Source organism: Nocardia sp. NPDC051321 (assembly GCF_044455225.1).
In the GTDB taxonomy this organism is placed as follows: domain Bacteria; phylum Actinomycetota; class Actinomycetes; order Mycobacteriales; family Mycobacteriaceae; genus Nocardia.
Genome location: NZ_JBITEM010000014.1, coordinates 266,170 through 290,561, shown reverse-complemented (window position 1 = coordinate 290,561; position 24,392 = coordinate 266,170). Strand labels below are relative to the sequence as shown.

General features: G+C 66.6%; 21 protein-coding genes. 4 read left to right on the top strand and 17 right to left on the bottom strand.

Annotated features, from left to right (window positions below):
- Window positions 1-960: 960 nt before the first annotated feature.
- Window positions 961-1,461, bottom strand: coding sequence for a DUF4254 domain-containing protein (locus ACIA8C_RS32320; protein WP_397141246.1), 501 nt, complete (start codon window positions 1,459-1,461; stop codon window positions 961-963).
- Between the two features lie 170 nt (window positions 1,462-1,631).
- Here ACIA8C_RS32320 and ACIA8C_RS32315 point away from each other — a divergent pair, with 170 nt between their 5' ends.
- Together ACIA8C_RS32315 and ACIA8C_RS32310 are read left to right on the top strand one after the other, a co-directional pair.
- On the top strand, window positions 1,632-2,441 hold the full coding sequence (locus tag ACIA8C_RS32315; protein WP_397141244.1) for a GntR family transcriptional regulator: 810 nt from the start codon (window positions 1,632-1,634) through the stop codon (window positions 2,439-2,441).
- Window positions 2,438-3,040: a GNAT family N-acetyltransferase gene (locus ACIA8C_RS32310; protein ID WP_397141242.1), complete on the top strand. Its 603-nt coding sequence runs from the start codon at window positions 2,438-2,440 to the stop codon at window positions 3,038-3,040. The genes ACIA8C_RS32315 and ACIA8C_RS32310 overlap by 4 nt, the downstream gene beginning before the upstream one ends.
- A 9-nt stretch (window positions 3,041-3,049) precedes the next feature.
- On the opposite strand, the gene eccCa is transcribed toward ACIA8C_RS32310, so the two are convergent.
- Genes eccCa through eccD form a run of 3 tightly spaced genes read right to left on the bottom strand, consistent with a single transcriptional unit; the run spans window position 3,050 to window position 10,072 of the window.
- On the bottom strand, window positions 3,050-7,126 hold the full coding sequence (gene eccCa / locus ACIA8C_RS32305) for a type VII secretion protein EccCa (protein WP_397141240.1): 4,077 nt from the start codon (window positions 7,124-7,126) through the stop codon (window positions 3,050-3,052).
- Between the two features lie 48 nt (window positions 7,127-7,174).
- Window positions 7,175-8,584, bottom strand: coding sequence for a type VII secretion-associated serine protease mycosin (gene mycP, locus ACIA8C_RS32300; RefSeq protein WP_397141238.1), 1,410 nt, complete (start codon window positions 8,582-8,584; stop codon window positions 7,175-7,177).
- Between the two features lie 12 nt (window positions 8,585-8,596).
- On the bottom strand, window positions 8,597-10,072 hold the full coding sequence (eccD, locus tag ACIA8C_RS32295; protein WP_397141236.1) for a type VII secretion integral membrane protein EccD: 1,476 nt from the start codon (window positions 10,070-10,072) through the stop codon (window positions 8,597-8,599).
- Between the two features lie 242 nt (window positions 10,073-10,314).
- Between eccD and eccA the strand changes: the two genes are divergently transcribed.
- Window positions 10,315-12,147 (top strand): type VII secretion AAA-ATPase EccA, encoded by a 1,833-nt coding sequence (gene eccA, locus ACIA8C_RS32290; protein ID WP_397141234.1) that lies wholly within the window; start codon window positions 10,315-10,317, stop codon window positions 12,145-12,147.
- Window positions 12,148-12,214: 67 nt separating this feature from the next.
- On the opposite strand, the gene eccB is transcribed toward eccA, so the two are convergent.
- On the bottom strand, window positions 12,215-13,735 hold the full coding sequence (gene eccB, locus ACIA8C_RS32285; RefSeq protein ID WP_397141232.1) for a type VII secretion protein EccB: 1,521 nt from the start codon (window positions 13,733-13,735) through the stop codon (window positions 12,215-12,217).
- Between the two features lie 126 nt (window positions 13,736-13,861).
- Here eccB and eccE point away from each other — a divergent pair, with 126 nt between their 5' ends.
- Window positions 13,862-15,658, top strand: coding sequence for a type VII secretion protein EccE (gene eccE / locus ACIA8C_RS32280; RefSeq protein WP_397141230.1), 1,797 nt, complete (start codon window positions 13,862-13,864; stop codon window positions 15,656-15,658).
- 103 nt (window positions 15,659-15,761) lie between these two features.
- Here eccE and ACIA8C_RS32275 read toward each other — a convergent pair whose 3' ends face one another.
- The 12 genes from ACIA8C_RS32275 to ACIA8C_RS32220 all read right to left on the bottom strand — a co-directional run bounded on the left by ACIA8C_RS32275 (window position 15,762) and on the right by ACIA8C_RS32220 (window position 24,379).
- Window positions 15,762-16,058: a WXG100 family type VII secretion target gene (locus ACIA8C_RS32275; protein ID WP_397141228.1), complete on the bottom strand. Its 297-nt coding sequence runs from the start codon at window positions 16,056-16,058 to the stop codon at window positions 15,762-15,764.
- 50 nt (window positions 16,059-16,108) lie between these two features.
- Window positions 16,109-16,405, bottom strand: coding sequence for a WXG100 family type VII secretion target (locus ACIA8C_RS32270; RefSeq protein WP_397141226.1), 297 nt, complete (start codon window positions 16,403-16,405; stop codon window positions 16,109-16,111).
- 87 nt (window positions 16,406-16,492) lie between these two features.
- Window positions 16,493-17,284 (bottom strand): ESX secretion-associated protein EspG, encoded by a 792-nt coding sequence (locus tag ACIA8C_RS32265; RefSeq protein WP_397141224.1) that lies wholly within the window; start codon window positions 17,282-17,284, stop codon window positions 16,493-16,495.
- Complete coding sequence (locus ACIA8C_RS32260; RefSeq protein ID WP_397141222.1) at window positions 17,281-18,264, bottom strand: PPE domain-containing protein; 984 nt, start codon at window positions 18,262-18,264, stop codon at window positions 17,281-17,283. Before ACIA8C_RS32260 ends, ACIA8C_RS32265 begins: the two co-directional genes overlap by 4 nt.
- 47 nt (window positions 18,265-18,311) lie before the next feature.
- Complete coding sequence (locus ACIA8C_RS32255) at window positions 18,312-18,647, bottom strand: PE domain-containing protein (RefSeq protein ID WP_397141220.1); 336 nt, start codon at window positions 18,645-18,647, stop codon at window positions 18,312-18,314.
- A 16-nt stretch (window positions 18,648-18,663) separates the two neighbouring features.
- Window positions 18,664-20,052: a hypothetical protein gene (locus ACIA8C_RS32250; protein ID WP_397141218.1), complete on the bottom strand. Its 1,389-nt coding sequence runs from the start codon at window positions 20,050-20,052 to the stop codon at window positions 18,664-18,666.
- Window positions 20,049-20,366: a type VII secretion target gene (locus ACIA8C_RS32245; RefSeq protein WP_397141216.1), complete on the bottom strand. Its 318-nt coding sequence runs from the start codon at window positions 20,364-20,366 to the stop codon at window positions 20,049-20,051. The genes ACIA8C_RS32250 and ACIA8C_RS32245 overlap by 4 nt, the downstream gene beginning before the upstream one ends.
- Before the next feature lie 92 nt (window positions 20,367-20,458).
- Window positions 20,459-20,761 (bottom strand): YbaB/EbfC family nucleoid-associated protein, encoded by a 303-nt coding sequence (locus ACIA8C_RS32240; protein ID WP_397141214.1) that lies wholly within the window; start codon window positions 20,759-20,761, stop codon window positions 20,459-20,461.
- A gap of 26 nt (window positions 20,762-20,787) precedes the next feature.
- Window positions 20,788-21,144 carry a hypothetical protein gene (locus ACIA8C_RS32235; RefSeq protein WP_397141212.1) on the bottom strand — a complete coding sequence of 119 codons (357 nt, stop codon included), beginning with the start codon at window positions 21,142-21,144 and terminating at the stop codon, window positions 20,788-20,790.
- Between the two features lie 67 nt (window positions 21,145-21,211).
- Complete coding sequence (locus ACIA8C_RS32230; RefSeq protein WP_397141210.1) at window positions 21,212-21,997, bottom strand: ESX secretion-associated protein EspG; 786 nt, start codon at window positions 21,995-21,997, stop codon at window positions 21,212-21,214.
- Entirely contained in the window at window positions 21,994-23,790 is a 1,797-nt protein-coding gene (locus ACIA8C_RS32225) for a hypothetical protein (protein WP_397141208.1), read from the bottom strand. Before ACIA8C_RS32225 ends, ACIA8C_RS32230 begins: the two co-directional genes overlap by 4 nt.
- A gap of 322 nt (window positions 23,791-24,112) precedes the next feature.
- Entirely contained in the window at window positions 24,113-24,379 is a 267-nt protein-coding gene (locus ACIA8C_RS32220; RefSeq protein ID WP_397141206.1) for a hypothetical protein, read from the bottom strand.
- Between the last annotated feature and the right edge of the window lie 13 nt (window positions 24,380-24,392).

The window sequence follows — 24,392 nt, the reverse complement described above, 5'->3', positions numbered from 1 at the left end:
GACACTGGGCTGGAAAAAACCAGCCGAAGCACTCGACGAACTACTATCGAACCCGACCAATCCACCCGGTGTTGCAATGACCGCATGAATCCGCCCCAGTGCGGATCCCAAGAGACAGTGCGGATCTAGGCAATACCGGCCGGGGAAGGCCTCGCGGGCCTGGCCGCCACTGAACCACCGCTGGTGGTCTCGACTGCCATCCACCGCATCAGCGACCCATCCACAACCAGTCAGGCCACCCGTCCGCATACCCACTGCGTAAGCCGCACCCCCAGTACACGCGGTGTGCACCTCCCACAAACGGTGAGCATCCCCCAACACCCCACGCGGACAACGGAATCCGCATCGAGGGGAGTCAAATGGTCGCCAAATGATCTCTGACAGCAACCATTTGACTCACTTGATCTTGAAAATCTCGAAACGCCACCACAGCCAGATGACCACGCTGGAACGCGACACCACGCGCCTGACCGATGACTACAGCCGGGTACGGCACACGACGCCACCACACTACTCACGGGAAAACCTGGACAGGTCTTCAGCTTTCAGGGCTGCTGACCTTGGGCCGTCCTTAGCTGTACTGATCCGGATATGTATACGCATCGAGTCCTTAGGCGTACTCGCCCGAGTAGGTGTACATATCCCAGGGAATGATCGGGCAGTGCTGGGCGCGTCGCCTGCCGTTCCCGACTTCAGGTGCACGTCAGGTGCGCGATGTCGCGTTCCCGAGGTGGTCATCTGGCTGTGGTGGCGTTTCGAGACCCCCATACCCAGGCCATGACTGGCAATGGTCCGGCCCAGAGCGCTCCGACATTCGAGGCGAGTCAAAAGGTGGTTGGGCATCGTTGACGCGAGTCAAATGGTCGCTGTTGGAGATCTTTTAGCGACCATTTGACTCACCTCGATGCACACTCCTGGAATGCGGGGCGCGAAAGTGGTTCGGGGGCTACAGGGTTGGGGCTACCACTCGGGCAGGCGGCGTCTGCCTGCGAGGATGTCGCGGACGAGATCGTCGTAGGCGTCGGCGAGTTCGGCGAGGTGATGCCATGCGCCGTGCAGTCTTTCGTCGTGTGCGTCGAGGGTCATCAGCGCGTGGTGCGCGCGCACCGAGGATTCGGCGAGGCGGTCGATGACCGCGCCGACGGTTTCGGTGTGCAGGGTGGCACCGAGCCGGTGCTGGGGCACGCTGCGCGCGACCCAGTCGTCGATGGCCATGACCAATTCGACTCTGCGACGCTCGATTTCGAGGACCACCAGCGGGTCGGTGTCGATCGAACCGCCGCGGCCGACCAGTCGCCGCTCGTGCAGCACCGCGAGATCGCGGGCGAACCAGAGCAGCGGACCGCCGACTACGCGGTGTCCACGACACGCCCGAACAAGTAGATCCGAGGTGGGAAGCAGCCCAGGAGCGTGGGACTGCACCACCGACTCGGCACACCGCAGTGCGCCGGGAAGAGCCATTACGACTGTTGTATCCGAACCTGCCACGTTGCCTCGCCGTCATCGCCGCACAACACCGGATCAGGACGTTCATTACAATAAACCTCTGAAGGCACCTGTCAAGCGTTACCGGGCCGTAGGAAGTCACGAAGAGTACACTTCGTTACCTGCACGACCAACCGAGGAGCAAGATGGCGGACGGTCCGACGTACCACCGGATCGCAGACCTCCTCCGCGAGGAGATCCGCGCAGGCAAGTGGAAACCGGGTGATCGGTTGCCCAGCCACACGGAGCTGGCCGAGCACATGCAGGTCTCGCTTACGACCGCTCGCAATGCGATTCAGGTTCTGGTCACCGAAAATCTGGTCTACACAGCGACTTCCCGCGGCACCATCGTGCGAAACCAGGAAGTCCTGGAATCAGTTGTCACCGAACACATTCGACAGGACCGGCCGAAGTCGCCGCACGATATCTTCGAGGAGATCGCGCGCGCCGCACACCGGATGCCGTCGAAGGAGTTCAGCGCGAAGATGGAGCCCGCCGGGCCTGCGGTCGCGTTATGGCTCGGCGTACCGGAGGACTCCTGGGTGCTAGCTAGGACGGTCGTCCAGTTTCTCGATAACGAGCCGTGGTCCTGGGAGGTCAGCTTCTATCCGCGAGACCTGGCCGAGGCCACCGGAATCGACTCACCGCACGACATTCCGGAGGGCACCACCCGGCGGCTGGCCGATCGCGGCCATGCGGAGACCGCCCACCGCGACACCTTGACCGCGCGGCCCGCCTCCGCCGAGGAGGCCACCGTGCTCGGCGTGGCGGCGGGCACGATCCTGCTGGACCACCTGCGCATCGGCGCCAATCATGAGCGGGTCACCAGGGCGACTCGCCATCGCTCCATCGCCGCGAGCAACCGGCTCGCCTACCAGCTCGGCGATGCCGAAGGTCTCGGCGTTATCGGACGCACGCTCGGCGTGCCGTATGAGCCAGGTGTGCCGTCAGCATGAGTAATATCGCGTTACGCCAGGCCACAATTGGCGATCTGGGCTTCATCTGCCGACTACGGCTACAACGAACCGCGTGGCTGACCGCGCGCGGCTCCGATCAGTGGACAGTCGCGGGCCGCGGCAAACCGATCGAGATCTTCGCGCGGGCGGTCGGGCGATCGCTGGACGCGGGCCAGACCTGGATCGCGGAGGTGGCGGGCGAACCCGCGGGCACCATCACCGTCGATCGCCACGCCGACCCTGGGCTGTGGTCACCGTGGGAACTATCCGACGCGGTCGTCGTCCACTACATGATCGTCGACCTGCGATTCGCCGGATACCGGATCGGCCACCACCTGCTCGCGCACGCGGGAATGCTTGCGCGTCAACAGGAACGCGACTGGGTTCGCCTCGACGCGTGGACCACCAACACCGAACTGCACGACTACTACCGCAGGGAGGGCTTCGAGTTCGTCCGTATCGCGGGCCCGATCGCGACCGGCCCCTCCTGCGCACTCTTCGAACGACCCACCGACAGTTGGGATTTCGACACGCAGGTCACCATCCCAGCCATCCGCATCGCGGCAAGCACACCTAAACTCGGTGCAGTCCAGGCCTAGTCACTGAGGCTAGGCGGTCGGCGGCAGGTAAGCGATCTGCACCATCTCCTGGGCCCGGCTGCGCGAGGCCAGCGTGCCCCGGCCCGGTGGCAGCTTGCTCGGACGGATCTCGCCGATGATCTTGCCTTCGTCCCGGGAGCCGCTCATGATCAACGTCTCCACCGACAGGTTCTTCAGGCCGCCGATGATCGGGTCGTAGAGTGCGCGCGAGACACCACCCATACGCCGGGTGACCACGAAATGCAGGCCGATATCGCGGGCCTGCGGCAGGTATTCGATCAGCGGCATAAAGGGATTGATGGTGCCGGCCGCCACCATGTCGTAGTCGTCGACCACGATGTAGATCTCCGGGCCCTCCCACCAACTGCGATCGCGCAGCTGCTGCGGGGTGATATCGGATTCCGGGATCCGCTTGGACAGGAACTGCACGACCTCTTGGATCATCGGCCCGCAGGTCTGCGACGAGGTGGAGTACCCGGCGAGCTGCTCGCCCTCGACCACGCCGAGCATGGACCGGCGATAGTCGATCATGATGATTCTCGCCTCGTCCGCCGTGGAATTCTCCACCACGCCCATCACGATGTTGCGCAACAGCGTCGTCTTGCCGGATTCGACATCGGCGAAGGCCATGAAATGCGGCTCGGTCCCGAAATCCAGGATCAGCGGCTGCAATTCGGATTCGCCGAGTCCAACGACCACCTTCGTCGAGCTGAGCTCGATACCCAGTTCCCTTGTGGAGGAGAGCAATTCATCGCGGTCGAGCTGCATCGGCAGCATCCGCACCTCGGGCGCGTGCCTGCCCGCGTGCAACTCCGCGAGTTCGTGCCGAGCGCGGGTGACACCGTCGGCCAGCGAGGCCGGGTCGGAATCGGAGTCCAATCGTGGCAGAGCGATCAGCATGTGCAACTGCTCCGGCGTGAGACCCCGGCCTGGGCGGCCGACCGGAACCTGAACGGCGGTGCGCCGCCCCATCTCCGAGTCCGACGGATCGCCGAGGCGCAGCTCCAGCCTGGTGCCGATCTGATCCTTGACCGCGGGCCGGATCTCGGCCCACCGGGACGCACCGATGATGAGGTGGATGCCGTACGACAAGCCTTGGGCCGCTATGGCGAAGATCTGCGGCTCCAGCACATCGAACTCTTCGCGGATCGCGGCCCAGCCGTCGATCACCAGGAACACGTCACCGAATCGGTCGTCGGCCAACGGATTACCGGCCGAGGCCGCACCGTCGGGCACGTGCGCCGCCGCGGCGAACTTGCGCCGCCGGAATTCGGCCATCGACTCGATACCAAGCTCGGCGAAGCGTTCCTCGCGCTGGCGCATCAGCGAGGTGAGCTCGGCGACGGTGCGGCGCACCCGGTCGCCGTCGAGGCGACCGGCCACCGAGCCGACGTGCGGCAGCCCGACCAAGCCCGCCATGGAGCCGCCACCGAAGTCCAGGCAGTAGAACTGCACGTGCTGCGGGGTGTGGGTAGCGGCGGCGGCCATGATGATGGTGCGCAGGGTGGTCGATTTACCGGACTGCGGACCGCCGACGACCGCCACATTGCCTTGGGCGCCACCGAGACTGACGGTCAGCACGTCGCGGCGCTGCTCGTACGGCTTGTCGATGACACCGATCGGCATCCACAGCTGACCGTGCCGGTTGACCGGCGAGCGCCAATCCGGGTCGGGCAGCAGCATGTCCACCGTCGGGGATTCGTCGAGCGGCGGCAGCCACACCTCGTGCGCCGGGCGGCCGTGCCCGGTCAGTCGCTTGACGACGGTGTCGAGCAGCGAGTCCGGAATGCCCTCCTCCGAGCCGGGCGCGGCGAAGGCCGACGGCGGCGGCGGGAGTTCGAGCATCGGGTTCGTCGGTGACGGCGGCAGATCCAACGCGGAGTCGAGCTCGACCGGTTCCGGCATCTCCACCGGTCCCGCGGTGAACACCGCGAGTCGCTGGCCGCCGACCGGGGCGCCGTCCTCGCCGGTCACCGTGCCGACCGGCGCGACATACGGGCCGGAAACGTAGCTTGCGTTGAACCGCAACGGATCCGAGGCATCGCTCTTCAGGTATCCGGCGCCGGGCACGCTCGGCAGGTGGTAGGCGTCGGTGATGCCGAGCACCGCGCGCGACTCGTTGGCCGAGAAGGTGCGCAGGCCGATGCGGTAGGACAGGTGCGACTCCAGGCCGCGAAGTTTGTTCTCCTCCAGGCGCTGCGAGGCGAGCAGCAGGTGCACGTGCAGCGAGCGGCCGAGCCGGCCGATCATCACGAACAACTCGGCGAAATCCGGCTTCTGCGAAAGCAGTTCGGAGAACTCGTCCACCACGACGAACAGCGCGGGCAGCGGATCGAGCGGTACGCCTGCGGCCCTTGCCTTCTCGTAGTCGGTGACGTTGGCGTAGTTGCCCGACGAACGCAGCAGCTCCTGCCGCCGGTTCATCTCACCGGCGAGCGCGTCCTTCATGCGGTCTACCAGGGAGAGTTCCTCTTCCAGGTTGGTGATCACCGCGGCGACGTGCGGCAGCGAATCCAGTCCGAGGAAGGTCGCGCCACCCTTGAAGTCGACGAGCACCAGGTTCAGCGCGTCCGGTGAATGCGTGGTGACCAGCGAAAGCACCAGGGTGCGTAGGAATTCCGACTTACCGGAGCCGGTCGCGCCGATGCACAGGCCGTGCGGGCCCATGCCGTTCTCGGCCGACTCCTTGATGTCGATTTCCACCGGGGTGCCGTCGGGGGTGATGCCGATCGGCACGCGCAGTCGTTCCCGCGCGGTGCGCGGCCGCCAGACCCGGGCCGGGTCGATCTGGGCCGCGTCCGGAATCTTCAGCAAGGCCATCAGACCGGGGTCGGCCGTCGAGCCCTCGCCGAGGCTGACAATCTGGGCCGCGGTGGCCAGCCGGTAGCGCGACAGCGTCCGCGAAAAGGCCTCGGCCTCAGCCGCACTCACCACATCGGCGACGGCGAACTTCTCCACGCCCGCCGCGCTGCGTGCGGACACGTCGCCGTCGGCGGCGACCAGCTGCAGCCCGCGCCGCGCTGCGAGTCCACCCTCCGGGGCGGTGAGGTCGAGCACGGTCACCGAATCCAGGCCGGATTCGCTGATCAGCCGTTCGTTGCCGTTGACGTAGCCGTCGTCGATGATCACCACCAGGTGCAGCCGCCCCTGGGTCGGCTGCGGGTTGCGCATGAAACGCCCCCGCTCCATCAGCTCGGCCGACAGCGCGGTCTCCAGCTCGCCGAGCGAGGTGTACATCATGCGGGCCGAGCCCATGCCGTCGCGCAGGGTCGGATGTTGCAGGTGCGGAAGCCATTTCGCCCACGCCCACGGCCCGTCCGGGTCCGCGCAGACGATGGCGACCGCGAGATGGTCGGGGCCGTGGAAGGTGACCAGCTCCATCAGCATGGAACGCGTCAGCGTGCGCGCGTCCTGCGGCGAGCCGCTGATATTGATCGCCGGGAAGGCGCGCAGCGACACCGCGGTGGGCAGGCTGTGTACCACTGAATGGGTGCGCACGAACCGTCGCAGCGCGACGGTGGAGACCGGTTCCAGGTCCTCCAGCGGACCGGTCTCCGGCCGGGCCAGCTTGGTGGCCAGCCGGTGGCTACCCATGCCGACCCGGACGTGCCCGAAGTCGGGATCGTTGGGCCTGCGTTCCCACATCCGCCTGGTCCCGATCAGCGACGGCAGGTCGGCCGGATCCGGATGACTCCAGACCAGGGTCTCCAGCTGCTTGTTGCCGGTGCGCCGTACCTCTTTGCGGATCTGATCCAGGTAGCGGAAGTAGTCCTTGCGTTCCTCGTTGAGCTCGACCGCCCGTTTGCCCGTGCCGCCGCGGAAGCCGGCCATCATGCCGACCATCGACATGAGCATCATCATCGGGAACATCATGGACATCGGGTTGGCCAGCAGGTTACGGCCCATCATGGCCATCATCGCGATCATGCCGACGACCGCGACCACCATGACGATGGGCATGATCTTCATCATCAGCGGGGCGGGCAGCGCGCGCGAGATCTCCGGTGGCGGGGTGAGCGCCACCTCACCACCGGGTGCCCGTGGCGGCGCTATCCGGGGGCGTCGTACGAAACCTTCGGTAGCCATGGAGTCCTTCGATCGTCGAGCTGTCTGCGTGCGGCGGGCAGCCTGCGGCTACGGGTCGAATTCGGCGTCGATCTCCCGGCGCCTGCGGCGGTACGGAATCGATACCGCGATACCGATTGCCAGGGCGGTCAGACAGGTCAGCGAGCCGATCACCGCGATCCGGCGCGGCCGTGGGTCGGGGCCGGGCGGGATGACCGGCGCGGCGATCGCCCGCGCGACATCGGCTCCGTCGTCGACGGACTTGTCGGGCAGCTGCGCGGTGAGCGCGGCGAGCGGGTCGATCAATCCCGCGCCGATCGCGTCGTTGCGGCCTGCGTCAGGTGCCTGCGCGGTGCGCTTGATGCGCTCGATCACCTGCCGGGCATCGAGATTCGGGAATCGGGACCGCACCAGGGCCGCCAGACCGGCGACATAGGGCGCCGCGAAACTGGTGCCGTCCACCGGACGGATGCCCTCGTCGGTCTGCACACCGTTCACCAGGCCGACGCCGCCGCCCTTGCTGTCCAGCGACACGATATTGCGGCCGATCGCGGCGACGCCGACCCACGGTCCGTGCAGCGACAGGTCCGACGGCTTACCGTCCGCGTCCACCGAACCAACGGCGAGCACGTACGGCGAGAACCAGGCCGGGCTGGCCACGGTGTTGACCGAGTCCCAGCCCGAACCGTCGTTCTGCTTCTGGCATGGACCGTTGTTCTCGACGTTGCCCGCGGCGGCCACCACGACGACATTGCGCTCGTAGGCGTACTTCACCGCGGCACCGAGCGAAGAGTCCGCGGTATCGGATCCGGCTGGGCTGCACGCGACTTCGGAGATGTTGATGACGCTGGCACCGAGATCGACCGCGCGCACCACGGCCGCGGCCAAGGTCAGCACGCTGCCGTAGCCGTCGGCACGGATGGTGCCCGGCGGCTTTTCACTGCCGCGATCCTTCTTCTCGTAGGCCAGGCTGAGCTGGCGGATGCTCAGGATTTCCGCGTCGGGCGCGACGCCTGCGAACGCGTCGCCCGGACTCGGCTGCGCCGCGATGATGCCGGCCACCAACGTGCCGTGCCCGTCGCAGTCGACGGTGCCGTCAGAATCGGAGACATAGTCGCCGCCCGGTTGCAAGGCGGCCAACCGCGGATGCCGTTGCACCCCGGTGTCGATCACCGCGACCTTTTGCCCGGCACCCCTGCTGAACTGCCAGGCCGCGGGCAGATCCAGCACTCGCTGCGAGATCGGTGGCTCGTTCGGCGGCGCGCCGGTGAGCGAGGGTTCGGCGCATTGGTCTGCCTGCTGGGTCGGCTCCAAGGGCGCCGGATGACCACTCAAGGCCTGGGCGATGCCCAGTGCGCCCGGGTCGATGCGGGGCGGCGATATCGCGGAAGCGGGCGGTGCGGGTGCGCTCACCAGGCCGACCACCGCGGCGGCACCGGCCATCCGCAGCAGGTTGCGACGGAAAGCGCTAGGTCCCATCGGTCCCCGCACTCATATGTTTCTGGCCATCGAGTAGACGCCCATGATCCACAGGACCAGCGGGATCAACGAGATGATCAGCAGGTACTCGAAGATCTCGATCATCCGCCTGGTCACCGGGGTGACCTCGATATGCGGTCCGATCACGCCGAAGCCCACCGTGCCCGCCGCGAAGGCGACGAGCAGGCCGACCGCGAGCAGTTCGAATTCCGTGTCGCCGAGCGCCGCACCGGCGGCCAGCCCGACGAAGGTCAGGCTGCCGCCCCCGATCAGCGTCGCGGCCTGGGTGAGATCGGCGAAGGACCGGCCGCGAAGGCACAGGATGATCCCGGTGACGATGGCGAGCACGATGCCCTGCCAGCGCCCCGAGCCGAGCGGGTCGGCCGCGCCGAACGCGCCGATCACCGCGGTCACCGTGCACGCGATGATCAAGCCGGATTGGTACTGGTTGGCCGCGCGGGCGCGCTCGCCGAGGCCGGACGCCGACGGCAGCGCGGTGGCGCCGATCGCGCCGATGCCCTCGATGGTCGGGCGCTGTTCGTGATCGGCCGGGTCGATGGCGGCACCCGCGGTCGGCACCGGCGGGATCGGCAGCCTGGCCAGCCCGGCGGCCAAGCGCGGCACCATCGAAAGCAGCGCGATGCCGACCACCACCAGGCCACCGGCCAGCTTCGGTAGGGCAGGATGCCAGATCAGATACACCGCGGCGGCGACACCACCGATCACGCCGAGCGCGCCAGCGGCGGAGAACAAGGTGGCGCCCGCGCCGATCACCCGATAGCCGAGCACGGCGGCCACGATCGTCACCGAACAGCCGAGCAGCAGATGCGCGCTGCCGAGCGAGCCCGGCACGAAAAGCGCGGCACCGCCGAACAACAGCAGCAGACCGTCCAGCGACAACCAGGTGGCGGAGAGCTGGTCAAGGTATTTGCGGGCGGCGAAGCCCGCGGCGACGAAGGCGGCGATACCCGCGCCCGACAGCGCGAACGCGGGCGCGAGCGGATCGCCGTGCCCGCGCGAATTGACCAGCAGCGCCAACGCGGTGAGCACCGTCAACACGGCGGCGACCAGGCCCATCCAGCGCGCGGAGCTGCCGGTCCAGCTGCGGAATTCCTCGGCGGTGAGCCGGGATACCGCGTCGATCACGTCGTCGAAAAGCGCGGGCGATTCCTTCGCGGTGACCGAACGCAGCACGAGCAGCTCACCGTCGTGCACGTCGGCGTCGTTGAGCGTGCGGCTCGGCGCGAACGCCTCCTGGCCGACCCGTGCCAGCGTCCAATGCTGAGCCTGCAGCGGCACCGAGTCTTCCTCGGCGTCGAACTGGTCTGGGTTGCGGGATTCGATCAGGGCAACCAGGTCGCCGATGAAGCCTGCGATCGGCACGGTAGCGGGCAGCCCGACGTCGAGCTGCGTGTTCCCGCCGATGACGGAAACCCGGCTCAGCTCCGGTTCAGCGGCTCGTGTGCCACTGGTTGGTGACTCGATCAACGACCCCGGACCCCCGGCCTCTCCACTGACGATTGTTCACGCCTCGACGGCACTGGGTGGAACGTCTTCTGAGTGAACGACTTCGACACCCGTAAGACTCTCACCTAGACAACACTTGCGTTGCAACCTCTGGGCAGCTGAACCTAATGTAACGGACAGACCAGGCACTGCGCGATCGGTAGTCTGGGGGGCATAAAGAACTCATCCGCTACTACGAACGAAGACTTCGGGGTCCGACAGCCATGACCGGCAATCGCCAAGCACAACGCGCCTTCGACGCCGGAATTCTGTCGCTGGGATTGTCCATCGAGGGACAGGAATCCGCGCGCGACCTCGAGTACGCGAAGCTCGCCTTCCAGCGCGCCACCGAGTGGGACCCCACCATGTGCGACGCCTGGCTCGGTCGCGCCGCCGCGGGCGAGCTCACCAAGGACGTCTTGTTCAACATGCACAGGACCAGCGCGAGCACGCTGTACCGCGAGCAACGCAGGCTCGGTCTGCAGCCGCGCGACCTGGCGGGCCGGTTCCTGCCCGGCCTCTATATCGACTACCCGCTGGCCAGCTACACCGAAATCTGGCTCGCCTGGGCCGCTTACCTGATCGCGGACAAGGAGTACGACGAGGCCGAGCGGGTGCTCAACGAGCTCGACACGCACCGCAGGTCCCACCTGAGTGACCCGGATCGCGAGATCGACAACCGCATCTGCGCGTACGTCCGCGGCGTCATGCACTACAACACCCAGCGCTGGCCCGATGTCATGTCCGTGCTGGCCGGTTCGGCCGAGTGGGACGATCCGTATCTCGCGGCGGGCGCGAACGTCATGGTCGGCACCGCCTGCGCGCAGCTCGGTCTGTTCGGTGAGGCGATCCGCCGGATGGAACAGGCCGAATCGGGCCCGATACCCGCCGCCCGGTCCACCGCCATGTTCTGCCGCGGCCTGTGCCTGCGCGAATCCGGCAACGAAGAGGTAGCGCAGGGTCTGTTCGAGAAGGTGTACTCGCAGGCACCGGATTTCGAGGCGAACACCGCCGCGATGCGCGACCGCACCTATCGGATCAGCGTCACCTCGCGTGAAACCATCGACGCACGCACCGACAAGTGGGATCCGGCCTCCGCGCCGTCGATGAAGGCCATGGAGCAGGCCGAGACCGAAGACCGGGCCAAGAAGATCCTCGCCGACGCCCGCGCCGAACTGAACTCCCAGATCGGTTTGGCCTCGGTGAAGACTCAGGTGGCCAAGCTGCAGTCGAGCGCGCAGATGGCGAAGATCCGCGCCGAGAAGGGCCTGGCCGCCGGGGCACGCGGTCAGCACCTCGCGTTCACCGGTCCGCCCGGCACGGGTAAGACCACCATTGCCCGGGTGGTCGCCAAGATCTATTGCGGCGTCGGCATCTTGAAGACCGACAAGGTGGTCGAGGCCAAGCGCGTCGACTTCGTCGCCCAGCACCTCGGCGGCACCGCGGTCAAGTCGGAGGCGCTGATCGACAGCGCGATGGACGGCGTGCTGTTCATCGACGAGGCGTACACGCTGATCCAGACCGGTCTGCAAGGCGGCGACTCGTTCGGCCGTGAGGCCATCGATACGCTGCTGGCCCGGATGGAGAACGACCGCGACCGGCTGGTGGTGATCATCGCCGGATACGACGGCGAGATCGATCGCCTGCTCGCCGCCAATGACGGTCTGGCATCACGGTTTTCCAAGCGCGTGCAGTTCCCGTCGTACACCCCGGCCGAGCTCGGCGAGATCGGCAAGGTGATCGCGCACAAGCGGGACTCGGAGCTGTCCGACGAGGCGCTCGCACTGCTCGTCACCGCCTGCACCCAACTCTACGAGCTGCAGAGCACCGACCAGAGCGGTCAGCCGCGCCGGGGCGTCGACCTGGCGGGCAACGGCCGTTTCATCCGCAATGTCATCGAGACCGCTGAGGAAGAGCGCGAGTTCCGGCTGGCCAACGACGAAACGCTGGATCTGAGCACCATCGACGAGAAGATGCTGATGCGCATCGAGGCGCCCGATATGCACACCGCGCTGTCCAGCATCCTCGCCTCGCTGAACGTCGGCTTCACCGGCTGACGTTCAAGGGCCGCAACGGCTTCCGTCACGGACCGCACTCGACTGATGCGGCCCAGCGGGGGCACGACTAGTGCTGTGGCTCCAGCGGCAGCTTGTCGTGCACGGCGAGCGCATCCTTCGGCGACAGCGTGGGGCCGGGCACCAACTGGCCGATGATCGACCATGGGGCGAGCCGCGGGGTGTCCCCGAGGCCGAGCATGCCCGGGATCGCCGGATCGGGGGGAATGCCGTAGCGCACACCGTTATCGGCGACGTAGAAGAGGCTGCCGCGCCGCGGGCTCCCCGGCTCCATACCGGTCACCTGTACGAACTCACCGCTGCCCGGCGGGACGTACACCGCGTCCACGTGATCACCGGTCCCGTCGGCGGTGGCCAGCGCGACGGCCTTCGCCGATTCGGCGATCGGCACGCGGACACCGGCAAGCAGGGTGATCGACGCACGCTCGTTCGGGCCGTCGCCGGCGTCGACCTTGCGATCGGCCGGGGCCGTGCCCGGTGTCTTGGACCACGCCACGCAGGCGACCGGCGCATCCTCGGCATTCAGGATTTTCGGGGTCTCGACCGGAAAGTCATTGACCGGCAACACGTCATGCACAACGCGCACCCGGTCCAGCACGTCCGGCGGCATGGTCGGCATGTCACTCATTCCGTGCGAGTCGGCGAACCGGATCAGTTGCGCGGTGAACGGACCCACCGGCTGCAGCGCGTCGGCGAGCACGGCATACAGCTGGGGCTTGCCGTCGCCGGCATCGCGAACGGAGATGACGCCGCCGACCGGAATATTCGACAGCGGTCCCGGCCCCGGCTGACCGGCCTGCGGGATCTGCGGCGCCGCGAGGGCGGGGACTTCCGTTGTCGCACCGAGCATTCCGGTGCCGATCGGACGCGCCCGGTGCGTTGTCAGGTTCAGCGCACGCACCAGCACCGAGTTGCCCGGGTCTACCTCGGCCCGCTTGCCGTCATAGACCAGGTAGGTCTTGCCGCCGCGCTGCACCAGCAGCGCCTCGTCCTTGCTCACCGTGCGGGTCCGCTCGCCGAGGACCGGACGGCCCGCGATGATCGTCGTGGTGCCGCCGGTGGCCGAGGCCGCGCTGCCGCCCTGCGACAGCGTGATCGTCTCGCACAGCGCCCATTCCGATCGCGGCCCCTGCGACGACCCCGGCAGCGCGCTCGGCGCACCGGGGATGCCGACCATCGGTCCGCGCGGCATGTCGTTGAGCTTGCTGTCCTTCACCGCGTGCGGCTCGGCATTGGTGCCGGTGATCAACCGGGCGGAGGCCAGATTCAGGACCGGGTGCAGCGTCTTGCCGCCATCTTTGCTCTGCACCACGACGTACAGCGCGCCACTCTCCTTGCCCGACACGATCAACGAGTCACCGATCGCGCCCTGCGGCCGCAGGAAGCTCAGGATCGCGGCGCCCGCTATCACCAGAATCCCGAGCACCGCACCGACCCACAGCGAGCGCACCTGGGACCGCATCGGGTCGTGCAGCATTCGCACATCACGCCGCACCAGCGCGTGGTCGAGTCGGCGCAACAGGAATCGATACCCGTTGACCTGGGCTCGGGTGGTCAGCTGTGCCGGCACAAGGTCTCCATCGAACTGTCGAGAACCATCTTCATCGACACGGTACCGTAATTCCAGGACGGCCCTGAACCGATGATTTCATGGTCATGGGCGGTGGCCGTACAGGTGGCAGACAGGGACAACGCGGTGACGACAACTGAGCAGCAGACCAGGCCCGACGGGGCGACTGAGCCGGAAGGCGATGGCGCGCCGACACCGCCCGCCGACCCCGCCTCGGCCTACGACACCCTGCGCGATCCCGAATTCTGGCTCTTCCGTGTCTATCCCCTGCGGGTGGTCGTGCCGGTGGTGGTGCTTGCCGCCGCGCTGGCCTGGGTCGTGCTCGCCACCACGCATTCGCTGTGGGGCGCGATCGGCGCGGGCACCGGTTTCGCGGTGATTTTTCTGCTCCCGATCCGCGGCCGCACCCCGGCAGGGCGGATCGGCGGCGCCCTGGCCCGTCGGCGCACCAAGCGGCCCGCTGACCAGCTGACCCAGTCGCCCGCCTTCGACGTGCCGTTCAGCGAGGGTGGCGGTTACGGGGTGCGCTGGGACGGCGAGCTGCTGCTCACCGTGCTGCGCATCGACCCGCCGCCGGACACGCTGACGCTGCTGCGCCGTGGCTCGTTGAGCACGGACCAACTGCTGCCGCTCACCGAAATCGCCAGCTGCCTCGATCAATTCGACCTGACCCTGGCCGGCATCGACATCGTGAGCACCGGCGCGCGCACGGCGGGCACCGGCATCATCTCGCACCTCTACGACAGCATTCTCGGCCCGCTGCCCGCCATCGCGCACCGCACCCTGTGGCTGGTGCTGCGGCTCGATCCGCTGGCCAACGCCGAGGCGGTGGACAAACGCGGCGGCGGCGGCACCGGCGCGCTACGCACCGCGATGATCGCCACCCGCCGGGTGGCGAACCGGCTCGCCGCGCACGACATCGCCACCTCCGTGCTGACCGCCGCCGAAATCAACACCGCGGTCCGCGAACTCACCCATGGCTTCGAGCTCGACCAGCTCACCGAATCGCCACGGGCACTGGAGTATCAGGGCCGCTACCTCACCCATTATCAGATCGGCGCGGACATGATCGGCCCGCGCGGGCTGGCCGATATCTGGACGGTGCAGAGCCTGTCCACCACGGTGACGCTGCGGCTGCGGCCCGGCGCGCACCGGCACGACACCCGCGCCGACCACGTCGGCACGGTCGTGCTCAATGCCGTCGTCCGGTTCGACACCACCTTCGAGCCCGAGGAGCCACCGCTGCCGGGGCTGCGCGAACTGCCGGGCAATCAGCTGCGAATCCTGTTGGACACCTTGCCGATCGGGGACGCGGGCCGCTGGGGTTCGGACACCGGGTATCGCGGCACGATCACCGCGCTCACCGACATCGCGGTGCCGACCGCGGGCTGCGGGCAGTTGATCGGGGCCGACGAGATCGGCCAGGGCATCGCGGTGCGGTTGGTCGGCGAGGGCACCAGGCACCTGGAGGTCGTCGGCAACCTGGACCTGGCCCAGCAGGTGATCCTGCGGGCGACCGCGCTCGGCGCGCACGCCATCGTGCACACCGCCAGACCCGACGCGTGGCACACCATGGTGACCAACCTCGATGCGCCGCATGTGATTTCGATCGCGCCACGGTCCGCGGGCGCCAGCTACCACGCGCCTGCCGCGCCACCGCTGCCTGCCGCGCCCTACCCGAGCACCACGGTCGTGGTGTTCGACGGGATCGCACCGACCACGCATGCGGGCGGGGCCACCATCGTGCATGTGCGCACGCCGGATCAGCCGCCTGCGCCGATCGATGCCGACGTCACGCTGATCCAGGATCCGGACGCGCCGAACCGGATCACGGTGCGCACCGCGACCGCGACCGCGACCGTGTTCATGGTGACCACGCCGGACGAGATGCACTACATCGGCGAATCGCTCGCCGCCCGCTGATCCGGGAATCGCTGTGCTGGTCGAGAACTACAGCACTGGCTCGAAAACCGAAACGGCCGAACGGAACTGGTTGTCCCGTTCGGCCGTCAGGTAAGGGATAAGGTCAGGCGTAAGCGGAGAAACCGTCGCCGACCTTGTTATCGGCCTCGAGTGCGCGGTTCAGCGCGCTCTCCACCTGCGCGGCGAGCTGGTTCACCTTGTCGATGGTGTCGGTGAGCTCCGTGTCGAGCTCCTTGTGCATGGCGTCGAAACTCGCCGACGCGTTCTTACCGGCCAGGTTGTTGTGGAAGGCCTTGGCAACGGTCTCCAGCGTGGTGATCTCCTGCTGCATCTTGCCGCCGTGATTCTTCAGCTCGTCGTACAGCGCGTTCATGGTCGGCGGGTCATACATGATGGTCATAGTTCAGTTCCTTCGAATAATGGGTGACGAATAGGAGTGGAGTAGGCCGTTTAGGTCTGGTCCATGGCCAGCAGTGTCTTCTTGCCGTTCTCGACCGCCTCGTTGAACCGGTCGAACTTCGTGTTCAGCGCGGTGGCCTCTTGGTCCCACTCGTTGGCGACCCGAACGAACGCGTCGTTGGCGTCGCCCTTCCAGCCTTTCTTCGCTTCCATTGCGGCATGATCGATTGCTTTGACCGAGGCGCGCAGGTTCTCGATCGCTTGCGTCAGTTGCTGGGCGACCGCGGTGATACCTTGGGCCTCGAGCGCAACAGTGTCGCCCGAGGGGGCGAGGTTAGTAAGTGCCATTTCATTGACCTTTCGTCATTTTTGATGATCGTTCTGATGCAAACGACCTCGTTGAACTACGAGACAACCGAAGTTGCCACCCGAGAACTACTGAGGCAGCCACCTCCCCCCGGGCAGCCCCTCGATCAACGTGGCGACTGCTTGCGCAACCCGGTGGTCGGAACCTGGCGTGACCGTGGACCAGACCTGCTGATCCGGGGAAACCGTCGGCGCTGCGACGATCCGCCCGCGGGCGGTGTCGTACACGGCGACGGCACCAGGCGCCCTTGTGGTCACGCCATCCTGATGGGTGCACGCCACGATCTCGGCGTAAGCGTGCGTCCCACCGAACGCGAGCCCCAATCTGGTGGCGTCGCGCTCGGTGGCACCCAGGGCATACAGAGCATCGGTGAGCTCGCTGGAGCCGGCTGCGGCGTTGAGCCGCTCGGCCAGCTCCGCGGCTGGGACGCTGAAATTGGGAATGTCGGCGGGCTGGCACGGATCCATGGCGGCAAGCAGCGGCCGCACCAAATCGGCTGCGGACCCATCGGTCCACACCTGCCGCACCTCGAAGTCGTCGCCGGAGCGGACCGCGACCGCGTGCGCGTCGCCGCGACGCACCACACAGACTCGGCGCGGGCCATTCTCGGTGTAGATGCGGGCCACCAGTTCCTGCTCCGGCAAGGCCAGCGTGAACAGCGTTTCGGCCAGTTCCGAGGCCACTTCACCGTGCGCGTCGATCAGGCCGTCGCCCATCAGCGTGGCCACGGCGTGCTCCTGCGCCCGCTGCCATTCTTCGAACGAATCCTGCTGTGGCCCAACCGAAAGCGCCAGCGGCAGGGTCTGCACCCCGAGCCGGTCTGCGACGGCGAGCAGCGCGTCGTTGGTCAGTGTGGTCACGGCGCACCGCCGGATTCGGTCCGAGTCTCGGTGGGCGATTTCGTCACCAACTCGGTGCCACCGAGAACCGCTGGCGCGGCTTGGATTTCGCCTTCGAGTCCGATCTGATCCGCCTCGCCCGCCAGATTGGCGCGTGGGAAGCGGGCCGAATCCTGGCCGCCGCCTGCGCCGCCCATCGCGCCCGGAGCGATCGGCGCGGATTGGCCGGTCGCGCTTGCCGTACTGACCTGGGTCGATTTCGTCGTCGACTCGGTGGTCGTGGTGGCTTGCGAGTACACCGGCGCGCGGTAGGACGATAGCGCCCGCGGCGGCAAGGTGGGTATCGCGATCGAGCCGATCGGGATACCGCTGAGGCCCGGCATCGCGGCGGGTGTCACTGCCGCCGCAGCGGTGGCCTGCTCAGCGGCCAATGCCTGTTCCGGCGCGATTTTCGGCGGTTCCTGATGCTGCCACGGCGTCGCCAATGGTTCGGCGGCCGTCTCGTAGCTGCGCATCACCCGGGACGCAACGGCTTTCGCCATGTCCGCGTCCGCGTCGTTGTCGGCGGCGATCGCCTGGATCGGCGCGCCGAGCATGGCGCCCATGCTTTTCAGCATCTCCTGCACCTGCTGGATCTGCTGGATGTCCGCGGTGTTCGGCATGGTCAATCTGGCCACCTCGTACGCGGCGACCTGGGTCTGCAGACGGGTGGCGTTCGAGGTCGCGGTGGTGGCCGCGTCCACCAGCCAATCCCGCAGCTTGGTCACCGTTTCCATGACCTCGCCGCTGCGACCGGACTGCCACGCGACGCGCAGCGAGGCAAGGACCCGCTCGTATTCGAGCACCGCCGCACCGAAAACCGTGGCGAGCCGCGCCCATTCGGCGGCTGCCTCGGCCATCGGCAGAGAGCCCGGCCCGGTGGTGAGGTCTCGCGCGAGCCGATCCGGCTGCCGAGCTTCCCACACCACGCCGGTAAACCCTGGCTTCGGTGGTTCGATCATTGCTGCGCTATGCCTTTCCAAGACAGGCCTTTCCACGGACCCGTGCCTCAGGCGGACGTGCCGCCTGCCGCGTTGAAGTCCGCGACGCTGTCGCTTTCCATCTGGCTGAACTCGTTGGTGTGCAACCGCAACGTGGCCGCCAGCTTTCGCATTTCGGTCACGCTGGCCTGTGCGCTCGCCAAGTACGACGACGCGACCTCGTTCCCGGTCTGCGCGGCCCGGCCGGAGACTTCGTCTGCCCCCGCCGGCTGGATTGTCAATGCCTGTTCGGCGGCCTGCAGATCCGCGGCCAGCCGGTCGGCGAGCACGTCGAGTCCACTCGATGCCTCCCCGGCCGCGGCTGCGTCGAACTGGAAGCTGGTGAACGCGCCTTCACTACTCATGAGACCCTCCTCAAAGTCAGAGCGTGAGTTCTTTATCCGGCGGTGGTTCCGACGTGGTGTCGGCCGCGCCGACCACCGGCAACGAGACCCCTTCGATGCGGCCGACCACTTCGTCGCCGTGCTGACTGGTCACCAGCTGGCCGCGCAGCCCATCGCTGCTCGACCCGCCGTCTTTGCCGAGTCCGGCGCCTGCGACACCGGACATCGGCATCCCGCCGCCCATGCCACCGGTGCCACCGGTCGACATCGCCGCTGTGGTGGCGGGACTCGACCCGCCCACACCGCTCAGCCCGGTGAGCGAGCCCATCGAGCCGCTCGCGACTCGAGTGCCCTGCCATGGGTTCAACGGAGCGGCGGGAGCACCCGAGACACCGGGGCCGGGGCCACCGAACGCGCCGGGACCGCCAACGCCACCGGCGGACGCGGCTTCGGCCTTCGCCTTCTCGTCATCGGAGAGTTGGCTGCTCTCATGGGTTTTCGAGTCGACGACCGGTTTCGGCGCACTGAGCGCCGAACTCGCCTGGGCGAGCGACTGCGCCGCCGTGGTCGCGGTGCTGATCAGCGGCGTCACCATGCTCATCAGCTGGCTCAGCTGGTCGGCGCCGCCCGCACCCGCGACGCCCTTGGGCGCGTTGGTGATCGGAACCTTGGTCCCGGTCGCGGTCATGGTGCCGCTGTGGCCGAGCAGTTCGACCTTGGTCTTGACCGTGATGCCGAGCGCCTCGGCCATCGACTCGACCGCCGAAGCCGCCAGAAACGCCTGTCCCGGCGGGGTTGCCGCGTACAGCGGCGCCAAGGCCAGGGTGGTGGAGAACTTCGCCACCACCGCGGACATCAGCCCGGCGCCGGTGAAGACGCTGCCCGCCGCGTTGGTGAGAACCGCCTTCTCCTGGGTGCTTTGGCTCTCCAGCTTGCCCGCGTCGGTCGCGGCCTCACCCGACTTCTTCGCCGCCTCCATCGCCGCCATGCCCTGCCAGACCGACATCGCCGTCTGGATCGCGGAGGTGCCGACCTGCATCACCGTCTGCATGACGGTCGAGATGCCGGTCAACAGCTGGGTCGGGTCCATCGGCGGTGGCGGCGCCGCCGCGTTCTGGGTGCCGTCGGCGTTAGTCGCGGCCGGCTGGGGTGCCGGTGGCGCGCCGAGCTTTCCGCTGCCGAACGCCGACGCCAGATCGGTCAGCGGCCGCATCAGCGCGGTGAGATCGAGCTGCGGCAGCGGCGGCATCTCGGGCATATGGATGAACGAGGGCAGCTCCGGCAGGTTCGGCAGACCCATATCCTGCAGAATGTGGTTCACCGGCTGGTCGAGCATCGGGGCTAGGACACTGCCCCGCAACAGATCCAGCACGCTCGGATCCAGCGGCTCCGCCCCCGGCGGTGGGATGGCCCCGGGAATGGTCATGGCTTCGAGATGACCGATCCGATGGCCGCACCGGACGCGCCATCGGTGGACTCGTAAGTGCTGGCCGCCTGGTGCGCGGTGAGCGCGGTCCCGGCGTGCACCGCGGCCAGTTCGGCCACCGAGCTCAGATGGTTCGCCTGCGCGAACGCGAACGAGGCGAGGAACTCCTGGCCGATCAGGCCGAACACCGGCACCACCGTGCCTATGGTTGCCGCTTGGTCCACCGCGCCCGCCGAGGCGACGCCCGCTGCCATCGCGGCCGAGGCGGAGCCGTAGGCCCGAACCGCATCTGGAACAACTTCAATGTGATTCATGACTTGACATCCAATCCCGAAACACCATAAGGCGTTTCGTCAGACCTTACCTATCGGAGCATGTATGCGCTGATCACGGCATAATTTCTCGATCACTTCGCCGCGCTTTCCTCGTTATACGCGGTAACCAGCTCGGCCCGCTCGGCGAAGGCGCGATACGCCGCCGCGCGCGCGGTGTCGACCAGCGTCTTCTCGAAGTCGGCGGGCGAAAGCTTCGCTATCGCACCGGAAAGGCTCAGCCCGACCAGCGCACCGTTACCGTCCACCGAGGCGGTGACCGAGCCGTCCTCCGACGTCTCGGTCATCAAGATGCCGGTGGTCGCCTCGTTGAGATCACGCAGCCGGTACATCTGCTGCTGTACCCGCGCGATCAACTCGTCCATCGTGTCGACCATGACTACCTCCCGAATTCCCGTCCCGGTCAGACTGATCGAAGCCAGCTCTGCGGCTCGGTCTCGTACTCCTGCTCCTCGATGATCTCTTGCCGCGCCACTTCCTGCTCGGTGGGCAGCCCGGTCATCGCCAGCATTTCGGAGGTGAAGCCCGCTTCCTGCAGTTGCGCCCGACGGGCCATCCCGGCCCGGTTTGCCGACTGCTTGCACAGCCGTAAGATCTCGGCCGCCAACGCCTCCGGGGCACGCCGCAATTGATCCTGGTCCAGCCGGATACCCAGCGGCAGGCCCTGCTCGGTGGTGCGCACCGCGATCGAGCCGGTCAGCGATGTCACGACGAATTCCGTCGGAAACTCCTGCGGCGTATCGCCATTGGGTGTCGTCACGGCCGCTCCCTCTCCGAACATGGGATCAATAACAGCGTCTCACGCATGTCAACTCCTTAACAACTCCTTATGCGCGCTCGTCTTTGATGGCACGGACCACCTCGGCGATTCGACCGTTGATCAACTGCACGAGCCGCTTGCCGTCCGCCGCGACCGCCGTTGCCGGGGTTCCCTCGGTAATGACGTAACGACCGTCGTCTTCGATGTCGCGCCACTCGAGCCGATGGCGGGTAACTCCGCGCGGACCGAACCGGGAACGCCCCTGGGTGATGTCGATGGTGCCCACATATTCGTCTCGCGCGGCCATGAACCGTGCGGACCGCGAGTGCACAGAATCGGTAAAGGAATCTTGCACAATGGAACTGGCGTAGGAATAGTCCAACTCTTCGGCCCGGTCCTCGGCGGGCAGGATGTAGTCCGCTTCCCTACCCGCCGGGGCCTCGGGAATTGCTTGCACCACCACGTCGGCCAATCTCAGCGCGTCGCACTCGGTGACGGTATATCCGCCGCTATGCCAATAGGTTTCACCAGGTTTCTGGGTTACCACGTAGCCGATATCGCCGCGACGGACGGCATACACGCGGACCAAAGTGTCCGGTTTAGTGTTGTCGCTGCCGTCGGAGCCATGCACCGCGATCTGGATATCAGGCTCGAGTAGTGTCTTCAACACCGTATCGACGAACTCCGGGTGCGCACGTTCCACCCGATTCAGCGCCTGCCGTATCTGCGAATCCAATTCGCTGCGGGTGCGCACGCGAGCGGTCATGATCAACGGCCACGGCAGCCACGTCGTCGTTGCCCGTTCCCAAAAGGCAAAGAGTTCGAGATCGGTAAACGTCCACGTGCGGTTCATTGTTCGACGATGGGTTTGACCACTACCGGCGCGTCCCCGATCGCATCTTCGAGATGCTCGGTGGAGTCGAGATAGTCGGCTCGCTTGTGCTCCTTCTGCTGGCCCTGGGCGCCCGGGCCGGGGCCGGGGCCCATGCCCATCCCGGCACTCGACGCGAGACCCGCTCGCGCGCCGGTCGCGGAGACGGAGGTCGCCGCCTCGACGCGCGGGAACAACTTCGAGGCCTTGTCCAGGTTCTGTCCGACACCGCCGGGCTTCGCGGCGCTGCCTGGGCCAGGACCGCCGCCTTTCGACGAGGCCGTGCCCAATGCTTTCTTCGCCTGCTCCTCCAGGTCTTTCAGAGTCGGCAGGGTCGGCAGTCCGGCCAAGCCTGCTTGCTGCGCGGCTTGCTGTGCGGCAGTAGCCAATTGCGAGCCCATCTGCTGAGCCGCTTGGGAGAGCTGCTGCCCGATCTGCGACGCCATCTGAGTGGCCTGCTGGCTCGCCTGCTGTGCAGCTTGCTGCGCGGCCCGCTGCTGCTCTTGCTGCTGCTGCAGCTTCTCGCGCTGAGCCTGCTGTTCCTGGGCCCGCCGCTGCTGCTCTTCGATGGCTTTGCGCTGCTGATCGGCCTGCTCTTGCAGCTTGCGCTGCTGTTCCTGCTGCTGTTGCTGGTTCTGCAGGCCCGGAGCGCCGGGAGTCGCCTTGCCTGGGGTGCCCGGCGTACCGGGAGTACCTGGCGTGCCAGGCGTTCCCGGCGTGCTGTTGTTCTGTTGCGGTTTGGGGCCAAGCGGAAGGGGCAGCTCCGGGATGGCGGTGGAGGTCGCCGCTATGCCCTGCTCATACCAGCCTGCGTAGGCATCTCGGGCCAGCCCTAGTTCTATATTTTTGTTTTCCGGAGACAATGTGTCCGCCGGGGAATTCGGCATATTGACCTGGGTGTTTTTTCCCCAGTTGTACGCGTCCATCGAGACGGTGCTCATGTTTTTCATGGCCTGGACCAATGCCGTGCCGGTGCCGGTGTAGACGTGCACCGCGCTCTTTGCACTGTCGGCACCGTGGCCGGTCCACTTCTCCGAGTCCACCAGGCCGGAGATATTCGCGTTGAAGTCGGTGAAGCCCGCATCCAGTTTATCGGCTATGCGCTTCCAGCCCGTCGCCACATCCTTGGCGGCGTATACCCCGCCTAGACTGGTAGCCAACTTTAAAAAATCTTCATACAGCAGCGATACGGCAGGCTCTGCATCGACCAGAGCCCCCTTGTCCGTAACCTTGAGTCCAGAAGGCAATCCCCCGTATTTGCCGATCTGCCAGTTACCCTTGTCGTCCCGCTTCGCCCGTTGGTAGTCGCTCGGATCAGGGACCGGGGTGTCGGCCCAACCGTAGACATCGCCTTTTGTGGTGCACAGGACAACCTGCCAGGACTGCCCGATACGCTCGATGCCTTCCCTGGGTTTCCTACTATTCTTGATAGTGTCCAGATCGGTCTGTGATTGCGTGTCCGCGTTCTTGTAGTGGTTGCCCGCGATCAGAAACGACTGGGCCATATCGTTCAATATTTTCTTATGGTTGTCCAAGACCTCGTCACGAAACCTCTTGCCAGCCTTGACGAACTCATCGGTCAACCGATGACCAGAGGGTAAATGGCCGAACATTTCGGCTTGCGTCGGCACAACTCTGCTGACATCTCCCACGGCCAGATCGATGATGTCGAGCATATCGGCGCAAAAGGTCGCCGCCTGAGTCGCGACCCCATTTTCCAACTTGAGGGCGCCGGGCCGTTTGAAGCCCTTCCAATCGTCCTTCGGATCACCCATTGGTCACACCCCTGCCACGCGAAGGTTCCGAGTACGGCCGCAGACCGACACGATAGCGACAGGCCACCCACCCGTCCTCGGCATCGAACGACGCTCGTGCACTGGATCCTTCATCCGCTACTGGCCCTCCTCGTACCTGCGACGCCGCTGACGTTATGTGCGCACGACAGCATCGCAGCCAGTTCCTACAGCGTGCCAATTCTATGGTTACTAGCGTCGACCTCGCATGTACAGACCCGAATCTTGGTGGCACGCTTGCCCCGAATGCATGTTGACCAGCGGCTTTACCGATGATCACGGGGTCGCCGATGCCTGGCCTCGCTCACTCGTTCTGCTCGAACGCACGGTCGATCGCGGCCTGTCGCGCGGCCGCGTTGGTGCCGTCCAGCTGGCCCGCGAAGGCGGCTCCCGCGGCCACGATCAGATTATCGGGGATGTTCGGGTACGCGTCGGCTATCTCCCACAGCGCGTGCACGGTGCGCACGTCGAGACCGTTGTCCGAGGAGACGCCGTCCCCACCGCGGACCGCGGCGAGCGCGTCAACGAAGTTTTGCCGCAGTTCGTCCTCGGTTGGGTAGTCCACGAACATGATTCCTCCTTGT